We start from the raw sequence: 17,580 nt of genomic DNA, 5'->3' as shown, positions 1-17,580 counted from the left end.
GGCGGTATCAGATTTCAAATGTGCCTGAAGAATCGCCGCCCCGTATCATGCCGGCCGCGACGGTATGGTTGGTGGCCTCGTCTATCAAGATAAATGCGCCTGTTGCGGCATTTTCGGCGTAAGTGCCGGTGTTGAGCGGCTGTTGGGTTTTCAGGCTGACGCTTCCGATGTCGTTGAGCTTGAGTGCGTCTGCCGCCCGAACGCGGCTAAGTGTGTTGACATCCCACACATAAGCAATTTCGCTTATCTTCACCGCAGTAGTTTGCGTACTTTGTTTCAAAAGGTATTTGCGGCGCAGGTTGAGCGGGGTTTCATCAAACCAGCACAATGCGGCTTGGAAATTTTGTCCGGGCGTGATCGGGCTGTCGATCGAAACGATGCTGTCGCCCCGTGAAATGTCAATATCGGTATCCAGCGTAACGGTAAGCACTTCGCCGGTTTGCGCGCTGCCGGCTTTGCCGTTTGCTCCGTAAATTTCTGCGATGCGTGCGATTTTCCCGCCGGGCAGCACTTTGACTGCATCGCCCACGTTCAAACCGCCCGCTTCAAGACGGCCTTGATAGCCGCGGAAATCGTCGCTGCTGCTGCCGTCTTGCCGTGCAACGCGCTGCACGGGAAAGTGTGCAGGCAGTTTTTCCGCACGGTTGCGCACTACCGGCAGCATTTCCAGCAAAGGCAGCAGCGGCAGGCCTGTGTACCAAGGGGTGTGCTTGCTGGCTTGGACAATATTGTCGCCGTTGAGCGCGCTGATGGGCAGGAAATGGATTTGTGCAGTCAGGCCTATCCGTTCGGCCAGCTTCCGGTAAGCCCGGGTAATGGCTTGGTATTTTTCGGCATCAAAACCCAGCAGATCCAGTTTGTTGACCGCTACGATCACGCTCGGGCAGCCGAGCAGCTTCAAAACGGCACTGTGGCGTTTGGTTTGCGGCAACAGGGCAGGTTCCTCTCCGCTAAAATCGACACGGGTCGCATCCACCAACACAATGGCTGCGTCGGCGGTGGAAGCTCCGGTTACCATATTGCGGGTGTATTGCTCATGGCCGGGCGTATCGGCAATGATGAATTTGCGCTTGGGGGTGGAAAAGTAGCGGTAGGCAACATCGATGGTAATGCCTTGTTCGCGTTCGGCGGCCAAGCCGTCGGTAAGGCTGGCGAAATCAGGCGTTTGACCGTTTTGCACGGTATGGTCGAGCTTTGCAAACTGATCGGTAAGCAGGGTTTTGCTGTCGTAGAGCAGGCGGCCGATTAAGGTTGATTTACCGTCGTCAACGCTGCCGGCAGTAATAAAACGCAAAAGCGGTGTGGTGGTTTCATTCATGATTGAATCCTTTGTTTTGCTGCTGTTGGTTTGTGGCATTGATTTCATGATGCCTGTCTGAAACCTTTTTCAGACAGGCATTTTTACCGGTTCAAGCCGCCCAAAAATCGCGCGGCGCATCCAGTACGGGCTTCACGATGCCGGTGCGTACGGCAAAGTCGCCGAAGCCTTCGTTGTTCAGACGGCCTTTCACCCATTCACCCAGCCAGCCGTCGATGATGTCCAAAATTTCCGGCTCAGTAATGTTTTCTTTAAACAGGCGCGGAATGCGCGTGCCCTCGCGGTTGCCGCCGGTGTAGAGGTTGTAGCGGCCTACCGCTTTGCCGACCAAGCCGATTTCGGCCAGCATGGCACGGCCGCAACCGTTGGGGCAGCCGGTAATGCGCAACACGATATGCTCTTGCTGCAAGCCGTGTTTGGCAAACAACGCATCTAATTTATCTGTGAACTGCGGCAGAAAACGCTCGGCTTCCGCCATTGCCAACGGGCAGGTCGGCAGCGATACGCAGGCCATACTGTGTTCGCGCTGCGGGGTAACGGCATCGCTGATTAAGCCGTGTTCGCGGGCAATGGTTTCGATTTTGGCTTTATCGCGCGGGGCGATGTTGGCCACAATCAGGTTTTGGTTGGCGGTGAGGCGGAAGTCGCCTTTGTGGACTTTGGCGATTTCGCGCATACCGGTTTTCAACGGTCTGCCGGGGTAATCGAGCAGGCGGCCGTTTTCGATAAACAGGGTAAGGTGCCAGTTTTTGTCTTCGCCCTGCACCCAACCGATGCGGTCGCCGCGCGAAGTAAATTCATACGGGCGCACGGGTTCGAACTTCGCGCCCATGCGGTTTTCCACTTCTTCGATAAACACATCCACGCCCACACGCTCGAGCGTGTAGCGGGTTTTGGCGTTTTTGCGGTCGCTGCGGTTGCCCCAGTCGCGCTGCACGGAAACCACGGCGGCGGCGGCATCGAGCGTTTTTTCCAAAGGCACGAAGCCGAATTCTTTGGCGGTGTTGGGATAGGTTTTGGTGTTGCCGTGCTCCATCGACAAACCGCCGCCTACCAATACGTTAAAGCCGACCAGCTTACCGTTTTCGCCGATAGCCACGAAGTTCAAATCGTTGGCATGTAAATCGACATCGTTGTGCGGCGGAATCACAACCGTGGTTTTGAACTTGCGCGGCAGGTAGTTTTTGCCGAGCACGGGTTCGGTGGCATCGCCGCTTTTCACGCTTTCAGGCAGCGGCGCGGGCGCGGTGGTTTCGGTGGATTCGACTTTTTCGCCGTCCAGCCAGATTTCGGCGTAGGCGCGGGTTTTCGGCAGCAGGTGTTCGCTGATTTTTTTCGCCCATTCGTAGGCTTCTTTGTGCAGACTGCTTTCAACGGGATTGCTGGTACACAACACATTGCGGTTCACGTCGCCGGCGGTGGCGATGGAATCCAAACCGAGCTTGTGCAACCATTGGTGCATGGGTTTGATGTTTTCTTTGAGCACGCCGTGGAATTGGAAGGTTTGGCGGTTGGTGAGGCGGATGGAGCCGTAAAGGGTGTGGTCGGTGGCGAATTCGTCGATGCCCAGCCATTGCGCGGGCTGGATGATGCCGCCTGGCAAACGGCAGCGCAGCATCACGTTTTTCAGCGGCTCCAGTTTCTGCTCGACACGTTCGGCGCGGATGTCGCGGTCGTCCTGCTCGTACATGCCGTGAAAACGGATCAGCTGGAAATTGTCGCCGTTGAAGCCTCCGGTGAGGCCGTCTGAAAGGTCGTTTTTAATCGTGCCTTCGAGATAGCGGCTTTGGTCTTTCAAGCGTTCGTTGTCGGCAAGCGGCGCGTCGGGGAGTTTGGCACGCGGGTCGGTGGTGGTCATATGGTTGTCTTTCTTTTAAAGTTGGCTTGAACGGCAATACTTTATTGAAGCAGCTTCAAAAAAGGAAAGAATGGTTTGTTTTAATTTAAGATGATTTTGTTATATGAATGCCTCTGAAATGTTCGGCATCAAGCGCAAAGCCGGCTGCTTTGGGAAACGCTTTTTCAGACAGGCATTATCGGTTTCGGCTTGCCGGTTCTAAAAATAGCCGGCTTTTTTGCGCTCTTCCATGGCCGCTTCGGAAACGCGGTCGTCCATGCGGGTGGCGCTGCGTTCGGAAAGGGTGGCGGCGGCGGTTTCGGCGATGATGTCTTCCGGCGTAGCGGCGGTGCTGGCAACGGGGCAGGTGCAGGAAATGTCGCCGACGGTGCGGAAGCGCACGCTGCGCACTTGTGTGGTTTCGCCGTCGCGCTTGGGTGTGAGCGGGGTAACGGGCACGAGCAGGCCGCTGCGTTCTACTACTTCGCGCTCGTGGGCGTAGTAAATCGGCGGCAGGGCGAGGTTTTCGCGGGCGATGTATTGCCAGATGTCGAGTTCCGTCCAGTTGGAAATGGGGAACACGCGCATGTTTTCGCCGGGGAAGAGGCGGGTGTTGTAGAGGCTCCAGAGTTCGGGGCGCTGGTTTTTCGGGTCCCATTGGCCGAATTCGTCGCGGAAAGAGAAGATGCGTTCTTTGGCGCGGGCTTTTTCTTCGTCGCGCCTTGCACCGCCCATCAATGCGTCGAAGCCTTGTTCTTCAATGGTTTCGACGAGGGTAACGGCTTGGGCGGCGTTGCGCGAGTCGTTTTCGCGGCGCAAAACCACCGTGCCGCGTTTGATGGAATCTTCCACGCTGCCCACCACCAGTTCCACGCCGGTACGGGCGACGGTTTGGTCGCGGAACGCAATCACTTCGGGGTAGTTGTGGCCGGTATCGACGTGCAGCAGTTTGAACGGCAGCTTGAGCGGCCGGCCTTCGATTTGGAAGGCTTTCACGGCCAGCGCGAGCAGCACTACGGAATCTTTGCCGCCGGAAAACAGCAGCGCGGGGTTTTTCGCTTCGGCAATCACTTCGCGGATGATGTAAACGGATTCGGCTTCAAGCCAGTTGAGGTGGTGGTTTTGGATGGAAGTTTGCATATGGTTTGCCTTATGGAATAGAGGGTTTACGGGGCGGAATCCGGCTTTCATCAAAAGCGCGGGAATGCCTGTCTGAAATCTATTTATGCAGGCCGCATTCTTTACTGTCTTGACTTTCCCACCACCAGCGGCCGGCGCGGATGTCTTCGCCGATGCGCACGGGGCGTGTGCAGGGTTCGCAACCTATGCTGGGATAGCCTTGTTCGTAAAGCGGGTTGTAGGGCACTTGGTTTTGGAGGATGTAGGCCCACACTTCCGCTTCGCTCCAATCGTAAATCGGGTTGTATTTTAGGATGCCGCGTGAATTGTCTTCTTCGACAAACGGCAGCTCGGTGCGTGTTACCGATTGCCCGCGCCTTTGCCCGGTGAGCCAGGCATCGGCGTCGGCCAGCGCTTTGTTGAGCGGCTCTACTTTGCGGATACGGCAGCAGGTTTTGCGTAATTCGATGCTTTCGTAAAATGCGTTCGGCCCGTTTTCCAAAATGTATGCCTCTGCTGCCGCGGCCTCCGGTGTATACAGCCTGAAGGTGAGCTTGGGATAATGTGTGCCGACGGTATCGGCCAAAGCTAAGGTTTCGGCATTGAGCCTGCCTGTGTTCAAGGTAAACACTTCGATACCGGCCTGCATCTTTGCCAATACGTCGGTAATCACCATATCTTCCACGGCAAGGCTGCTGGCAAACTTCGCATTTGGGTGTTGCGACACAATCAGCTGCAGCCTCTGTTGCAGCCCGGCCGTTTTTTCAGACAGGCATTCGGTTACGGTTGCCGGTATGGCGGGAATACGCCACAGCTGAGGCTTAATATACAATTCTGTTTGCACGGCCTACTCCTCAACCTGCCTTTGGCAAGGCTCGTTCTTCTGGAACCTGCCACAATGCGTTTCGGGTATCGACAAATTGCTGCGGTGCGCCGCCGAACCACGCCAAATCGCTGCCCAGCCCCGCCGTTTCGCCGATTACCAACAAAGCCGGCGAAGGCGCTTGGGCGGCCAAAACGGCCAAATCGTTCAACTTGCCGGAAAAAACCTGCTGGTCGGGCAAGGTTCCTTTGCTGATTACGGCAACCGGCGTGTCTGCGCTCCTGCCGTGGGCAATCAGATTGGTTTGCAATTCGGCGGCCTTAATCGTGCCCATATAAACCACCAGCGTCTGGTTGCTTTGTGCAATGGTTTGCCATGCCAAGTCATCGCTGCCGGCGCGGCAATGGCCGGTAATGAACATCGCCGTTTGCGCATGGTCGCGGTGCGTGAGCGGAATACCGGCATAAGCGGTGGCGCCCAAAGCCGCGGTGATTCCGGGCACCACTTCAAACGCAATCCCCTCGGCCTTCAACGCTTCCAATTCTTCCCCGCCGCGGCCGAACACAAAAGGATCACCGCCTTTCAAACGCACGACGCGTTTGCCTTTTTTCGCATAATCGACCAACAAACGGTTGGTTGCCTCCTGCATGACGCTGTGCTTGCCGGCGCGCTTACCGACAAACACTTTTTCCGCATCGCGGCGGATAAGCTCCAACACTTGATCGGAAACCAAAGCATCGTATAACACCACATCGGCCTGCTGGATGCGCTGCAAGCCTTTGAGCGTGAGCAATCCCGCATCACCCGGGCCTGCGCCCACAAGAGACACTTCTCCCGAGCCTGTTTGCGCACCGTTTAACTGCTGCGACAAAAACTCTTCGGCAGCAGATGTTTGGCTGCTTTCGCTCAACCGTAAAAATGCAGGATGTGTAAATAAGGTTTCCCAAAAGCGGCGGCGCTGTGCAATGGAAGGCAGCTTGGCTTTTACGCGCCCGCGCCAGCGGGCGGCGGTTTCCGCCATCGCACCCAGGTTTTGCGGCAACAGCGCTTCCAATTTTTCGCGCAGCAGGCGTGCCAAAACAGGCGCGGTGCCGCCGCTGGAAATGGCAATTTGAATAGGATTGCGATTGACAACGGAAGGAAAGATAAACGAGCAGGCATCGCGCTCGTCCACCACATTCGCCCAAATCCGGCGGCTTTCGGCGGCTTCGGATACCTGCCGGTTAAGCTCGTGGTTATCGGTGGCGGCAATCACCAGCCAAACGGCATCCAACCGGCTTGGCTGAAACTTGGTGTCCAGCCATTCGATTCGCCGCTGCCCGGCCAGCTCCGCCAAAGCAGGATTAAGCTTTTCGGCCACCAGCCCGACTTCGGCACCGGCTTTGAGCAACATTTCCACTTTACGCTCTGCAACGGCTCCGCCGCCCACAACCAAAACATGCCGGCCGGTTAAATCTGCGAATAAAGGTAGGTAATTCATTTTGCTTTCCACTCTGAAACCGAGCCCCAATCATAAGCGAGGGGTCGGTTGCAGCGGAAAGACTTATTTATACCTAAGATAGAATGAAAAATTATATAAACCGGAAACGGAACGGTTCGAAAACACCCGCCGCCAAACCAAATGCCTGTCTGAAAACTTTTTCAGACAGGCATTCTTACCATACAGGTCAAACCCAAACGTGCCGCCGCTAAGCTTTACCCGCGCAGCTTCCAGCCGGAACGCAACACCAAAAACGCCAGCACCGAAACACTCAGCGAAAAACCGCCCACCACGGCAAGTGAGAGCCACGGGGGAGCATCGCTCACACCGAAGAATCCGTAGCGGAAGCCGTCTATCATATAGAACACGGGATTGGCATGGCTCACGGCCTGCCAGAAAGCGGGCAGACTGTGGATGGAATAAAACACGCCCGAAAGAAAGGTAAGCGGCATAATCAGGAAATTTTGAAACGCGGCCAGCTGGTCGAATTTTTCCGCCCAAATGCCGGCCAGCAAGCCCAACGACGCCATAAACAGGCAGCCCGAAAACCCAAACGCCAGCACAAAACCGATATGGTGCGGCAGCGGCAGGCCGAACCATGCGGTAGCGGCCACCACGCCCGCGCCCACCAACAACCCGCGGAAAATACCCGCCAGCACATAAGCCGAAAAAAATGCGGCATTGGAAATCGGCGGCAGCAAGATAAACACCAGATTGCCGGTAATGCGCGACTGAATCAGGCTGGATGCGCTGTTGGCAAACGCATTCTGCATCATGCTCATCATGGCAAGGCCGGGAATCAGAAACGCATTGTAAGGCACGCCCGGCAAAGCCTCGGCATGTTTGCCTATGGCTTGCGCGAAAATCAGCTGATACAGCAGCGCGGTCAGCACCGGCGCGCCCAGCGTTTGCAGCCACACTTTGGTAAAACGCATCACCTCTTTGCGCAGCAAGGTGGAAAAACCCGTCATATTGATATTCATTGTCCGCTCCCCGTCAGCTTGGTAAACACGTCTTCCAAATCTTTTTCCAACACGCTCAGGTGAATCATGCGGATGCCCGCCGTTTTCAGGAAAATCAACACATCGGCCAACTCGGCATAATCGGCCAGCTTCAACACATATTTCAAACCGTCAGCCAGCTCGATTTTGCCGTTCAACGCTTCGGGCAAGGTTGCATCGAGCAGCATTTCCACCCGCACGCCTTTTTCGCCCTGCAGCAGGTTTTCGGTTTTATCCAGCGCCACCAGAGCGCCCTGCTTCATCACGGCGATGCGGTGGCAGTTTTCTTCCGCCTCTTCCAGATAATGCGTGGTGAGGATAATCGTGTGGCCTTGCCGGTTGAGGCTGCGCATAAATGTCCACAAACTGTGGCGCAGCTCCACGTCCACACCGGCGGTAGGCTCGTCCAACACAATCACCGGCGGGCGGTGTACCAAAGCCTGCGCCACCATCACGCGCCGCTTCATGCCGCCGGAAAGGTTGCGGGTGTTGGTGGAGGCCTTATCCTGAAGGCCGAGGTTGGTCAGGATTTCGTCTATCCAGTCGTCGTTCTTTTTAATGCCGAAATAGCCCGACTGGAAACGCAAAGCTTCGCGCACGGTAAAAAAAGGGTCGAATACCAATTCTTGCGGCACCACGCCCAAGTTCATGCGCGATTCGCGCGACTGCCGCACCACGTCAAATCCCATCACGGAAATTTCGCCCGATGTGAGGCGGTTCAAACCGGCCATAGCGGAAATCAGGGTGGTTTTGCCCGCGCCGTTAGGCCCGAGCAGCGCGAAAAATTCGCCTTGCTGCACATCAAAGCTCAGGTCTTTGAGCGCGGTAAAGCCGTTGGCATAGGTTTTGCAGGCACGGCTGATATGTAGAGCGGTCATGGTTGTGTCTGTTTGGTTTTAAGAAAAGGGCAATTATAACGCGTCGGCAAACCGAATGCCTGTCTGAAACGCTTTATATATCGTTAAAGCTTTACCTTTCAGACAGGCATATTCACTTAAATACATGCAATCCTTGAAATCAGAAGCTGTAATTCACACGGGCGGTAAAGGCGCGGGGCGAGCCGGGCATATCGTTGGCACGTCAGTATTGTTTGTCGAACAGGTTATAGGCCGCCAGCGTGGAGTTCCAGTTTTTATTGGGCCGTCCATTTCAAACCGTTGCCGCTTTTCACCGTGATGCCGGGCGGAAACCATACGGTTGCGGCTGTCGATGCCTTAGCGGAATGAATCGGCTTTGCCGTATTCGGCATTGAAACGGATGGCAACATTGTCGTTGATCACTTGGTTGATATCCGCGTTGATACTGCGGTTTGCCCATGAGCCGTAGGCAATGCCGACGGCTCGGTTGGGCTGGAAGTTGGCATACTTACTCACCATATTAATCACACCGCCGCCATTTCCCCTGCCGTAAAGCACGGAATTGGGGCCTTTCACGATTTCTACGCGCGCTCTATATTGGCCGTGCTGCGGCGCACCTGCCCGCTTTCCCACACCCGTCGCGGTAAATATCGTTGGCACCGGCTTCAAAACCGCGGATAAACAGACTCTCGCCGCACATATCGTAAGTGGCATCGATGCCGGCATTGCCTTCCGGAATCGAGCTTAAATCGTTGGTGCCGTAATTTTTGTTTTTTTGGATATTAAGAATATCAATGGTTTGCGGAATCTGTTTGGCCGGCAGCCCGTTTCGGGTAGCGGCGGCCTCGTCATAATTGAGACAGCCTTTAAGCGAATGCGTGTCGGCCTGCCGCCCTTCAGTCGTTACGGTCGGCACGGTTACAACATAATTCGCAGGCTGCGTGGTTTCATCCTGCGCATAAGCCTGACAGGCAAAAAAATGCCTGCTACCAGCAGGGCAAGGGGTTTGGTTTTCATGAGCGTTCTCTCTGTTACAGATTGATAAAACAAGATGTAATTATATTTAAAATAATCAGGTAATTTAAATTATTTTGATAATCTATATCATTTATATCAGGAGCAAAACTTCCGAAAACCTTATGTTTCCATTATCATGCGCTTTACATTAAAACAGGATAACCCTTATGTTGCAAAAAACCGCTTTGATTTTACTGCTGGCCGCTACCCTGCCCGCTGCGGCCGAAACCCTGAAACACACGTTGCCCAACGGCATGAAGGTCATTATTAAAGAAGACAGGCGCGCGCCGGTGGCGGTGTCGCGCCTTTGGTATAAAGTGGGCAGCTTGGATGAACAGCCGGGCAAAACCGGCTTGAGCCACGCGCTTGAGCACATGATGTTTAAAGGCACGGCCAAAGTGCCTGCGGGCGAGTTTTCGCGCCGCGTGGCGGCTTTGGGCGGGCGGGACAATGCGTTCACTTCACAGGAAGAAACGGTGTATGTAACCGATTTGGCGGTAAAAAACCTGCCGAAAGTGCTGGAAATGGAGGCCGACCGCATGGCCAACCTAAATTTCAGCAACAAAGATTTCGATAATGAAATGAAAGTGATCCGCGAAGAGCGGCGCATGCGGGCGGAAGACGATCCTTCCGGCAAGCTTTGGGAGCATTTGATGCTCAACGCTTATCAAAATCCGGCGGTGCGCGCGCCCGTTATCGGCTATATGGCGGATTTGGACAAACTTAAAGCAGACGATTTGCGCAACTGGTACCGGAGCTGGTATGCGCCCAAAAATGCCACGCTGGTGATTGTTGGCGATGTGAACGCGAAGCAGACGCTGGGCACGGTGGAAAAACTGTTCGGCGCCATTCCTTCGCGCACGCTGCCGCAACGCAACAGTCTGAACGAGCCGCTCGAACGTGAGCCGAAATCCGCACAAACGCAAGCCATCACGGCAGAGCCTATGTTTATTCTGGCTTACCGCGTGCCCGCCCTCAAACAGCTGGGCGACACCATGCCTTATGCGCTTGATGTGTTGAGCGAAGTATTGGGCGGCAACAACTCCAGCCGTTTGGACAAAAACCTGCTGCGCGGCAGCCAGAAAGCCGCCGACATCAACGTGGGCTACGATATGTTAAGCCGCAAACCGTCTTCGCTGTTTATGGTGCAAGCCATGCCTTCCACAGGCACCAGCGTGCAGGAATTGGCGGCCGAAATACGCCGCGAAATTGCCGATATTGCAGCCAACGGCGTAAGCAAAGCCGAGCTGGCACGCGTGCGCACACAAATGGAAGCCTCGGAAATTTACGGCAAAGATTCGATGGAAGCGCAGGCCGGCCTGATCGGCTCTTTGGAAGCCAACGGCTTCAGCTATCAGGATGAAGCCGAGCTGCGCCGCCGACTGGCGAAAGTGAGTGCAAAAGATGTACAGGCCGCCGCCAAGCTGCTTACGCCCGCCCGCGAAACCCTGATGATTGTCACACCGCAGAAAGAAGGTGCGAAATAAAGTCCGGCTGACGATCCCATTCGCACAGCCATGCAAACCAATATCCCATATGCCTGTCTGAAAAGCTTTCAGACAGGCATGGCATGATGAAGGAAAATTATGAAAAAACTCGTTCTTACCGCCGCATTGACCGCCGCTTTGCCCGCTTGCGCCATCGATATCCAACGCTGGCGCACCGAAGACGGTGCCGCCGTATTGCTGGTGGAGCGTCATGAAAACCCGATTGTCGACATTTCCGTAGCATTCAAAGGCACCGGCAGCGCTGCCGACCCGCAAGGCAAAAGCGGCACGGCCGACTTTGCCGCCGCGCTGCTGACCAACGGCACGAAACAGCTTGACGAAGAAGCTTTCAACGCACGCAGCGAAGATTTGGCCATCCGCATCAGCAGCAGCGCCGATGCAGAAGGCAGCAGCGTTACCCTGCGCAGCCTTTCCCGCGCAAAAACGCTCCGGCCCGCAATCGGCCTGTTGCGCGATTCGCTGGCATCGCCGCGCTATGACGGGCATGTGTTCAAGCGCACGCAAGGGCAGGCAATTATCGGCCTGAAACAACAGCTCAGCAGCCCCGACTTCATCGCCGCACGCGCCGCCAGCCGTTTGAACTATTCCGGCCACCCCTATTCCGCCTCCGCCTACCAAACCGAGCAAACCCTGCGCACCGTTACACCGGAAGACATCAAAGCCTTTCACCGCACACACTATGCCCGCAACAATGCCGTGGTCTCCATCGTGGGCGACATCAACAAACAACAGGCCGAAAAACTGGTGCGGGAAATATTGCGCGATTTGCCGGCCAAAAACCAAGCCTCCGCAACGATTCCGCCGGTTAACCCGCGCGCCGCACAAACCGACAAGCAGCCTTTCGCAGGCAAACAAAGCCAAATTCTGCTGACCATGCCCCTGATTAAACGCGACGATCCCGATTATTACGCCTTAGTCCTCGGCAACTACGTTCTCGGCGGCGGCGGCTTCGACAGCAGGCTGATGAAAACATTGCGCGACGAAAAAGGCTATGTTTACGGCGCCTCAAGCAGCCTGACGCCGCTGCGCGAATCCGGCCCCATTACCATCGGATTTGCCACCGAAAAAGCCAACGCCGCAGATGCGCTGGCCACAGCCAAACAAGTACTGGCCGATTTCATCCGCAGCGGCCCGACCGAAGCCGAATTGCAGCAGGCCAAAGACAACATCACCGGCAGCTTCCCATTGCGCTTCGATACCAACAGCAAGCTGCTCGGCTATTTGAACGTAATCGGTTTTTACGACCTGCCTTCCGACTGGCTCGACCAATATCCGAAAAAAATCACCGCCCTCTCCACCCGTGACGTGGCCTCCGCTTGGCAGCGCCGCGTAAAGCCGGAAAATATGAATGTGGTCATTGTGGGTGAATAAAGGAAAAGGAAATAAATATGCCTGTCTGAAAAGCGTTTCAGACAGGCATACGGCCAATCCATTTGTAGCAAATAAACTTAATAATCAACACATCCGTCATGCTCGGGCTTAACCCGAGCATCTACTAAAGCCGGAACTCAACACACTCGGTGCAAGCCTGATTATGATAAAACACGTTTATCCGCAATAAACGATTTTCAGACAGGCATTCTCAATATCAACCCGTTGTTTTAAAAACAATCATCCGGCACGCGTACCCAACCTTCCATAATCACGCGCGCGCTGCGGCTCATCACGGCTTTGGTGGCTGTCCATTTACCGTTTTGCTGTTCGGCGGCAGCGCCGACGCGCAAAGTGCCGGAAGGATGGCCGAACGTTACTTCCTGCCGCTCTCCGCCGCCCGCTGCCAAATTGACCAGCGTGCCCGGAACAGCGGCGGCAGTGGCAATCGCTACGGATGCCGTGCCCATCATGGCGTGGTGCAGTTTGCCCATGCTCAAAGCGCGCACCAGCAAGTCGATATCGCCGGCGGCAACCGGTTTGCCGCTGGAAGCAACATAATCTGCACCGGGCGCGACAAAAGCGATTTTCGGCGTGTGCGCCCGAGTCGCGGCCTCGGAAACATCTTTAATCAAGCCCATTTTCAAAGCGCCGTATGCGCGGATGGTTTCAAATTTTTCCAACGCGGCGGCATCATTGTTGATGTCGTCTTGCAGCTCCTTGCCGGTATAGCCGATGTCGGCGGCGTTCACAAACACGGTAGGGATGCCGGAATTAATCAGCGTGGTTTTCAGCACGCCCACGCCGGGCACGTCCAAATCGTCAACCAAGTTGCCGGTAGGGAACATATCGCCTTCGCCGTCGGCCGGGTCGAGAAATTCGATTTGCACTTCGGCAGCGGGGAAAGTTACGCCGTCCAGCTCGAAATCGCCGGTTTCCAGCACTTCTCCGTTTTGCATGGGTACATGCGCCACGATGGTTTTACTGATGTTTTTCTGCCAGATACGCACGGTGCAGATGCCGTTTTCAGGAATTTTGGCCGGGTCGACCAAACCGTTGCTGATGGCAAACGCGCCCACGGCGGCGGTAAGGTTGCCGCAGTTGCCGCTCCAGTCGACAAAAGGCTTGTCGATGGAAACTTGGCCGAACAGGTAATCCACATCATGATCGGCGCGGCTGCTTTTATCGAGAATCACGGCTTTGCTGGTAGACGAGCTGGCGTTGCCCAAGCCGTCGATCTGTTTGCCGTAAGGATCGGGGCTGCCGAGTACGCGGAGCAGGATTTTGTCGCGCGCTTCACCTGCTTCCCGAGCTGCTTCGGGCAGGTCGCTGCGTTTGAAAAACACGCCTTTGGATGTGCCGCCGCGGTAGTAAACGGCAGGGATTTTGATTTGCATAGGGGGATTTCTCCTTTGTTTTCGTTTATGGCAGGTTTGCACAACTTAGCCGCGCTTGGTATGGCGCGGCGGGCTGTTTATGATTTAGGCATTTCTTTTTCGGGCACATCGGCTGTGGGCGGCGCATCGGTAACCGGCACGGCGCTTACCGGCTCCTGTTCCACCGGATCAAGCGGCGCAACGTCAAGCGGCACAACGGTTTCGGGCGCCGGCGGCACTTTCGCCGTTTCTTCGGCTTCAGCCACAGCTACGGTTTCGGGGCGGACTTCTTGTGCGGCCGCGGCCAGATAAGCCACTGTAACCGCTTTGTTGCTGCGCAGGTTCAGCTGCTCCTGCAATGCTTCTTTGCCCATCAGGCTTTGCGCGCCGGTGCTTAAGTGCTGCACCACTTTTTGATAACTGCGGTTCAATTCATCCACAGCCTCGGCCGTGTCGACAAAATGGCGGTCAACTTTGGCACGGTAGTCGGAAAATTCGCGCACCAGCTCTTCGTGCTCCCGCTGCTTGGCTTTGTTGCCGCGCATCGAGAGCCAAGTAACCAACACGCCAAGCAACAGGCCGCAAACGGCGGCCACCACATAATGCTCCACAGGAAGATTATTCATAAATGCTCCTTTAAACTGATGAAAACGGTTTTATTTTTTACCGCTATCTTACCAATGAAACCATAATAGGTAAAACAACCGAATACCTGTCTGAAAATATCGCTTATATCGGTTTAATGCCCAACCCCGCCGCATCACAATTTGGCTATACTTGGCAACCCAACTGTAACATCGGAGCTTCGCCCATGCTTACCGCCGCTCATTGCGATTTATTCAACCTGCCCTTTTTCCAATTTGCCCAGCTTAAAAAACACCAGCCGGAAACCATCCCGCAAATCAAAGCCGATTACCAAGCCGCATGGCGGGATTGGCAAAATACGATACGGCAGGTGGCGCAGCAGTTGGGCGCACCGTTTGCACCGCCGCATATCGAGCGCTGGTGCAACGGCTGGCAGGTGCGCGCCCATTTTTTTGCTTATTTCAAATATGCCGACCACCAAAATGACGCCGCTATTTTCTCCATACTGCTCAACCGTCGCCGCTTAACCGTGAGCCTTGATTGGCATTGCTATAAAGCCGACCGGTCATCAATTAAACTTGCCGATTACAATCAATGGCCCGCCGCCCTGAGTAACGGCGCATTCGGCAGCTTCGATATCTGGCACGGCAATGAAAGCGAATATGCCGATTACCCGACCGTGGCGCAACAGGCCGCAAACGGGTTTACCCTGCTCTCGGCGGAAGATTTTTTCTGCATCGGCAAACACATTGAGCGGGACAATCTGGGGCAAACCGACAGCATCAATTGGATCAGCCGGCAAATCCGCACCTTGCAGCCGCTTTATGAAGCGTGTTTCACCGGCTGATTATGACAATGCCTGTCTGAAAAAATCTTTTCAGACAGGCATTCCGCTATCCGGCCGACATAGCCGGCTAATCCATACCGATAATCAGCGAAGTCATACTCACAGACTTACCCACGATTTCATCGTTGAAAATTTCCATATATTCCTTCCCCTTGCGCACGCCCAACACATACAAAAGCGGCCAGAAATGCTCGGGGGAAGGCATAGACATGCGGATGGGCTGGGGATAGTGTCCGTCATCAAGCAAAGAATTCAGATTATTGTTTTTCAGCCATTTCAAAGTCAGCTGGTGCGCCAGCTCCGCCCAAGTGTGGCCGGGGCCGGGTGTGTTGGCGTGGCGCAAATCAAGCAGGCCGAGATTATGGATAATGTTGCCGCTGCCCACAATCAACACCCCCTGCTTGCGCAGCACAGCAAGCTTTTGCGCCATTTCATAATGCTGGCGGGCATTGAAATTGCGGTTGAGGCTCAGCTGCACCACGGGAATATCCGCATCGGGAAAAAGGTTGCGCAACACCATCCAAGCCGCATGATCCAATCCCCAAGACAAATCCGCCGTTACAGGCTCGGGCGCAAGCAATTGCTGTATTTGCGCCGCCAATTCGGGATTCCCCGGTGCCGGATAGGAGATATTGTCGAGCACGGGTGGAAAGCCGCTGAAATCGCGGATGGTCGGCGGCTCGTCCATGGCGGTAACAGCTGTGCCGTCGGTTATCCAATTAGATGAAATACACAGAATATTCTCGATTTCATCATCATAAATATCGCGTAATTCTTCACCCAAATCCAGCCAGGAATTCCGGTAGGCAGTATCTTCAACTGCATTTAAGGGGCTGCCGTGCCCGATAAATAATGCGGGAAGTGTCATATATGATGTATTCTCAGGGGGAAATCCGATTATGAACCAAATTATAAATGAGATTGCCGGGAAACGGCTACGGTTCAGTCAAAGCAAAAGGGGGTTTCTGCTGTCACGGAAAACAAAAGGTTTCCACGGCTGCATGAACTACCAAAACGGGATTATAGACCAAGCAATTTTTCATTACCGTAATAATGACCCACTTTTATTTTACCCTATCCATCCATAAAAAATGCTTGCCGTTTTTTACAACGGCAAGCATTGGCATTTCCGGTTTTATCCGAACCGCTTTATTCAAACAAATCGCGCAGTTTATCTTTAAACGATTTCTGCCGCGGGGTTTGCGAGCGGCTCAGGCCGGTAGAGATGTTTTCAAACTCTTCCAGCAGCTCTTTCTGCCTGTCTGTAAGGTTAACCGGCGTTTCCACCACAACATGACAGTATAGATCGCCCTGTGCACTCGAACGCAGGGATTTGATGCCTTTGCCCCTGATGCGCATGCGGCGGCCGGTTTGTGTTTCTTTCGGAATGCTCAACTTAACCTTGCCTTCCAATGTGGGCACTTCCACTTCCCCGCCAAGCGCGGCAGTGGTGATGCTGATCGGCAATTCGCAATGCAAATCCAAGCCGTTGCGCTCGAAAGTTTTGTGTGCTTTCACATGGACGATCACATATAAATCGCCGCTGGGCGCGCCGTTTTTACCCGGTTCGCCTTCGCCGCTCAAGCGGATGCGTTGGCCGTCGTCAATACCGGCAGGGATATTGACTTCAACGGTTTTGGTGGTTTTGACACGGCCTTCGCCGCGGCATTTGATGCACGGATCTTTGATTTCCTTGCCCGTGCCGTGACAGGTCGGACAAGTTTGCTGCAATTGGAAAATGGCTTGGCGCACATGGATGGTGCCGCTGCCGTGGCAGGTGGAACACGTTGTCGCCGAAGTGCCGGGTTTGGCGCCTCTGCCGTGGCACACATCGCATTCTTCGTAGGTAGGAATCTGTATGCGTTTTTTAAGGCCTGCCGCGGCTTCTTCCAGAGTGATTTCAACTGCATACTGCAAATCCGCACCCTGATAATTTTGCTGGCGGCCGCCTGCTCCGCCTCCGCCGAACATCTGGCTGAAAATATCGCCGAAATCGAAACCTTGTGCACCGCCGAATCCGCCAAAGCCCCCGCCGAATCCGCCACCCATATTCGGGTCGACTCCGGCATGGCCGAATTGGTCGTATGCGCTGCGTTTCTGCGCATCGGAAAGCACATCGTAGGCTTTCTGCACTTCCTTGAATTTTTCTTCCGCCGCCTGGTCGCCCGGATTGCGGTCGGGATGGTATTTCATTGCCAGCTTGCGGTAGGCTTTTTTAATCTCTTCATCACTGGCGCTTCTGGATACGCCTAATGTTTCGTAAAAATCTTGGTTCATGATGGTTTGTTTCGGATTGGTTATAAGAAAGTTGCACGGAACATATGGGCTGGGTGCGAAAATTTAAAGGGGCTTTGTGTAATTGTCGGCAACATAAATGATGCCTGTCTGAAAAACGCTTTGGCTCCGCAGAAACCCGGGCTGCTCGTTTCAGACAGGCATTG

Annotated in this window: 14 protein-coding genes and 1 pseudogene; 3 read left to right on the top strand and 12 right to left on the bottom strand. The window is 54.7% G+C overall.

Translation table 11 applies throughout. The features are described from left to right. Window positions 1-7: 7 nt before the first annotated feature. The 8 genes and pseudogenes from EL143_RS03555 to EL143_RS03520 all read right to left on the bottom strand — a co-directional run. The gene (locus tag EL143_RS03555; RefSeq protein WP_085417176.1) at window positions 8-1,318 is read right to left on the bottom strand and encodes a sulfate adenylyltransferase subunit 1; all 1,311 of its coding nucleotides are present in this window, start codon (window positions 1,316-1,318) and stop codon (window positions 8-10) included. A 91-nt stretch (window positions 1,319-1,409) separates the two neighbouring features. After that, window positions 1,410-3,176, bottom strand: a complete 1,767-nt coding sequence (gene cysI, locus EL143_RS03550) for an assimilatory sulfite reductase (NADPH) hemoprotein subunit (RefSeq protein ID WP_085417153.1) — start codon at window positions 3,174-3,176, stop codon at window positions 1,410-1,412. A gap of 198 nt (window positions 3,177-3,374) precedes the next feature. Further along, on the bottom strand, window positions 3,375-4,295 hold the full coding sequence (cysD, locus tag EL143_RS03545) for a sulfate adenylyltransferase subunit CysD (RefSeq protein ID WP_085417154.1): 921 nt from the start codon (window positions 4,293-4,295) through the stop codon (window positions 3,375-3,377). A 79-nt stretch (window positions 4,296-4,374) separates the two neighbouring features. Continuing rightward, a complete protein-coding gene (locus EL143_RS03540) occupies window positions 4,375-5,118 on the bottom strand; it encodes a phosphoadenylyl-sulfate reductase (protein ID WP_085417155.1) in 744 nt (247 codons plus the stop codon). A 10-nt stretch (window positions 5,119-5,128) separates the two neighbouring features. Continuing rightward, entirely contained in the window at window positions 5,129-6,577 is a 1,449-nt protein-coding gene (cysG, locus tag EL143_RS03535; RefSeq protein WP_085417156.1) for a siroheme synthase CysG, read from the bottom strand. A gap of 215 nt (window positions 6,578-6,792) precedes the next feature. Continuing rightward, complete coding sequence (locus EL143_RS03530; protein WP_085417177.1) at window positions 6,793-7,548, bottom strand: ABC transporter permease; 756 nt, start codon at window positions 7,546-7,548, stop codon at window positions 6,793-6,795. An 8-nt stretch (window positions 7,549-7,556) separates the two neighbouring features. After that, on the bottom strand, window positions 7,557-8,456 hold the full coding sequence (locus EL143_RS03525; protein ID WP_085417157.1) for an ABC transporter ATP-binding protein: 900 nt from the start codon (window positions 8,454-8,456) through the stop codon (window positions 7,557-7,559). A gap of 257 nt (window positions 8,457-8,713) precedes the next feature. Beyond that, window positions 8,714-9,357 (bottom strand): annotated as a pseudogene (locus EL143_RS03520) (TonB-dependent receptor plug domain-containing protein); the annotation flags it as partial. A 262-nt stretch (window positions 9,358-9,619) separates the two neighbouring features. Here EL143_RS03520 and EL143_RS03515 point away from each other — a divergent pair. Both EL143_RS03515 and EL143_RS03510 read left to right on the top strand, forming a co-directional pair. Next, window positions 9,620-10,939: a M16 family metallopeptidase gene (locus EL143_RS03515; protein WP_085417158.1), complete on the top strand. Its 1,320-nt coding sequence runs from the start codon at window positions 9,620-9,622 to the stop codon at window positions 10,937-10,939. A gap of 99 nt (window positions 10,940-11,038) precedes the next feature. Then, window positions 11,039-12,331 (top strand): M16 family metallopeptidase, encoded by a 1,293-nt coding sequence (locus tag EL143_RS03510; RefSeq protein WP_085417159.1) that lies wholly within the window; start codon window positions 11,039-11,041, stop codon window positions 12,329-12,331. A gap of 230 nt (window positions 12,332-12,561) precedes the next feature. Here the strand turns inward: EL143_RS03510 and prpF are convergent, their stop codons facing one another. Continuing rightward, a complete protein-coding gene (gene prpF / locus EL143_RS03505; protein WP_085417160.1) occupies window positions 12,562-13,728 on the bottom strand; it encodes a 2-methylaconitate cis-trans isomerase PrpF in 1,167 nt (388 codons plus the stop codon). Window positions 13,729-13,805: 77 nt separating this feature from the next. Further along, window positions 13,806-14,333 carry a YhcB family protein gene (locus tag EL143_RS03500; RefSeq protein WP_085417161.1) on the bottom strand — a complete coding sequence of 176 codons (528 nt, stop codon included), beginning with the start codon at window positions 14,331-14,333 and terminating at the stop codon, window positions 13,806-13,808. 185 nt (window positions 14,334-14,518) lie between these two features. Here EL143_RS03500 and EL143_RS03495 point away from each other — a divergent pair, with 185 nt between their 5' ends. Then, window positions 14,519-15,139, top strand: coding sequence for an HI_0552 family protein (locus EL143_RS03495; protein ID WP_085417178.1), 621 nt, complete (start codon window positions 14,519-14,521; stop codon window positions 15,137-15,139). 67 nt (window positions 15,140-15,206) lie between these two features. On the opposite strand, the gene ygiD is transcribed toward EL143_RS03495, so the two are convergent. After that, window positions 15,207-16,007 (bottom strand): 4,5-DOPA-extradiol-dioxygenase, encoded by an 801-nt coding sequence (gene ygiD, locus EL143_RS03490; protein WP_085417162.1) that lies wholly within the window; start codon window positions 16,005-16,007, stop codon window positions 15,207-15,209. Between the two features lie 281 nt (window positions 16,008-16,288). After that, entirely contained in the window at window positions 16,289-17,419 is a 1,131-nt protein-coding gene (dnaJ, locus tag EL143_RS03485) for a molecular chaperone DnaJ (RefSeq protein WP_085417163.1), read from the bottom strand. Window positions 17,420-17,580: the final 161 nt, after the last annotated feature.

The sequence above is a fragment of the Neisseria canis genome (assembly GCF_900636765.1).
GTDB lineage: Bacteria > Pseudomonadota > Gammaproteobacteria > Burkholderiales > Neisseriaceae > Neisseria > Neisseria canis.
This window is presented reverse-complemented; position numbering and strand designations above follow the sequence as displayed.

What these genes read in the sequence shown, in the direction of transcription:
- EL143_RS03555 (WP_085417176.1), bottom strand. Translation starts at nt 1,318, where the DNA reads ATGAATGAAACCACCACACCGCTTTTGCGTTTTATTACTGCCGGCAGC.
- cysI (WP_085417153.1), bottom strand. Translation starts at nt 3,176, where the DNA reads ATGACCACCACCGACCCGCGTGCCAAACTCCCCGACGCGCCGCTTGCC.
- cysD (WP_085417154.1), bottom strand. Translation starts at nt 4,295, where the DNA reads ATGCAAACTTCCATCCAAAACCACCACCTCAACTGGCTTGAAGCCGAA.
- cysG (WP_085417156.1), bottom strand. Translation starts at nt 6,577, where the DNA reads ATGAATTACCTACCTTTATTCGCAGATTTAACCGGCCGGCATGTTTTG.
- EL143_RS03530 (WP_085417177.1), bottom strand. Translation starts at nt 7,548, where the DNA reads ATGACGGGTTTTTCCACCTTGCTGCGCAAAGAGGTGATGCGTTTTACC.
- EL143_RS03525 (WP_085417157.1), bottom strand. Translation starts at nt 8,456, where the DNA reads ATGACCGCTCTACATATCAGCCGTGCCTGCAAAACCTATGCCAACGGC.
- EL143_RS03515 (WP_085417158.1), top strand. Translation starts at nt 9,620, where the DNA reads ATGTTGCAAAAAACCGCTTTGATTTTACTGCTGGCCGCTACCCTGCCC.
- EL143_RS03510 (WP_085417159.1), top strand. Translation starts at nt 11,039, where the DNA reads ATGAAAAAACTCGTTCTTACCGCCGCATTGACCGCCGCTTTGCCCGCT.
- prpF (WP_085417160.1), bottom strand. Translation starts at nt 13,728, where the DNA reads ATGCAAATCAAAATCCCTGCCGTTTACTACCGCGGCGGCACATCCAAA.
- EL143_RS03500 (WP_085417161.1), bottom strand. Translation starts at nt 14,333, where the DNA reads ATGAATAATCTTCCTGTGGAGCATTATGTGGTGGCCGCCGTTTGCGGC.
- EL143_RS03495 (WP_085417178.1), top strand. Translation starts at nt 14,519, where the DNA reads ATGCTTACCGCCGCTCATTGCGATTTATTCAACCTGCCCTTTTTCCAA.
- ygiD (WP_085417162.1), bottom strand. Translation starts at nt 16,007, where the DNA reads ATGACACTTCCCGCATTATTTATCGGGCACGGCAGCCCCTTAAATGCA.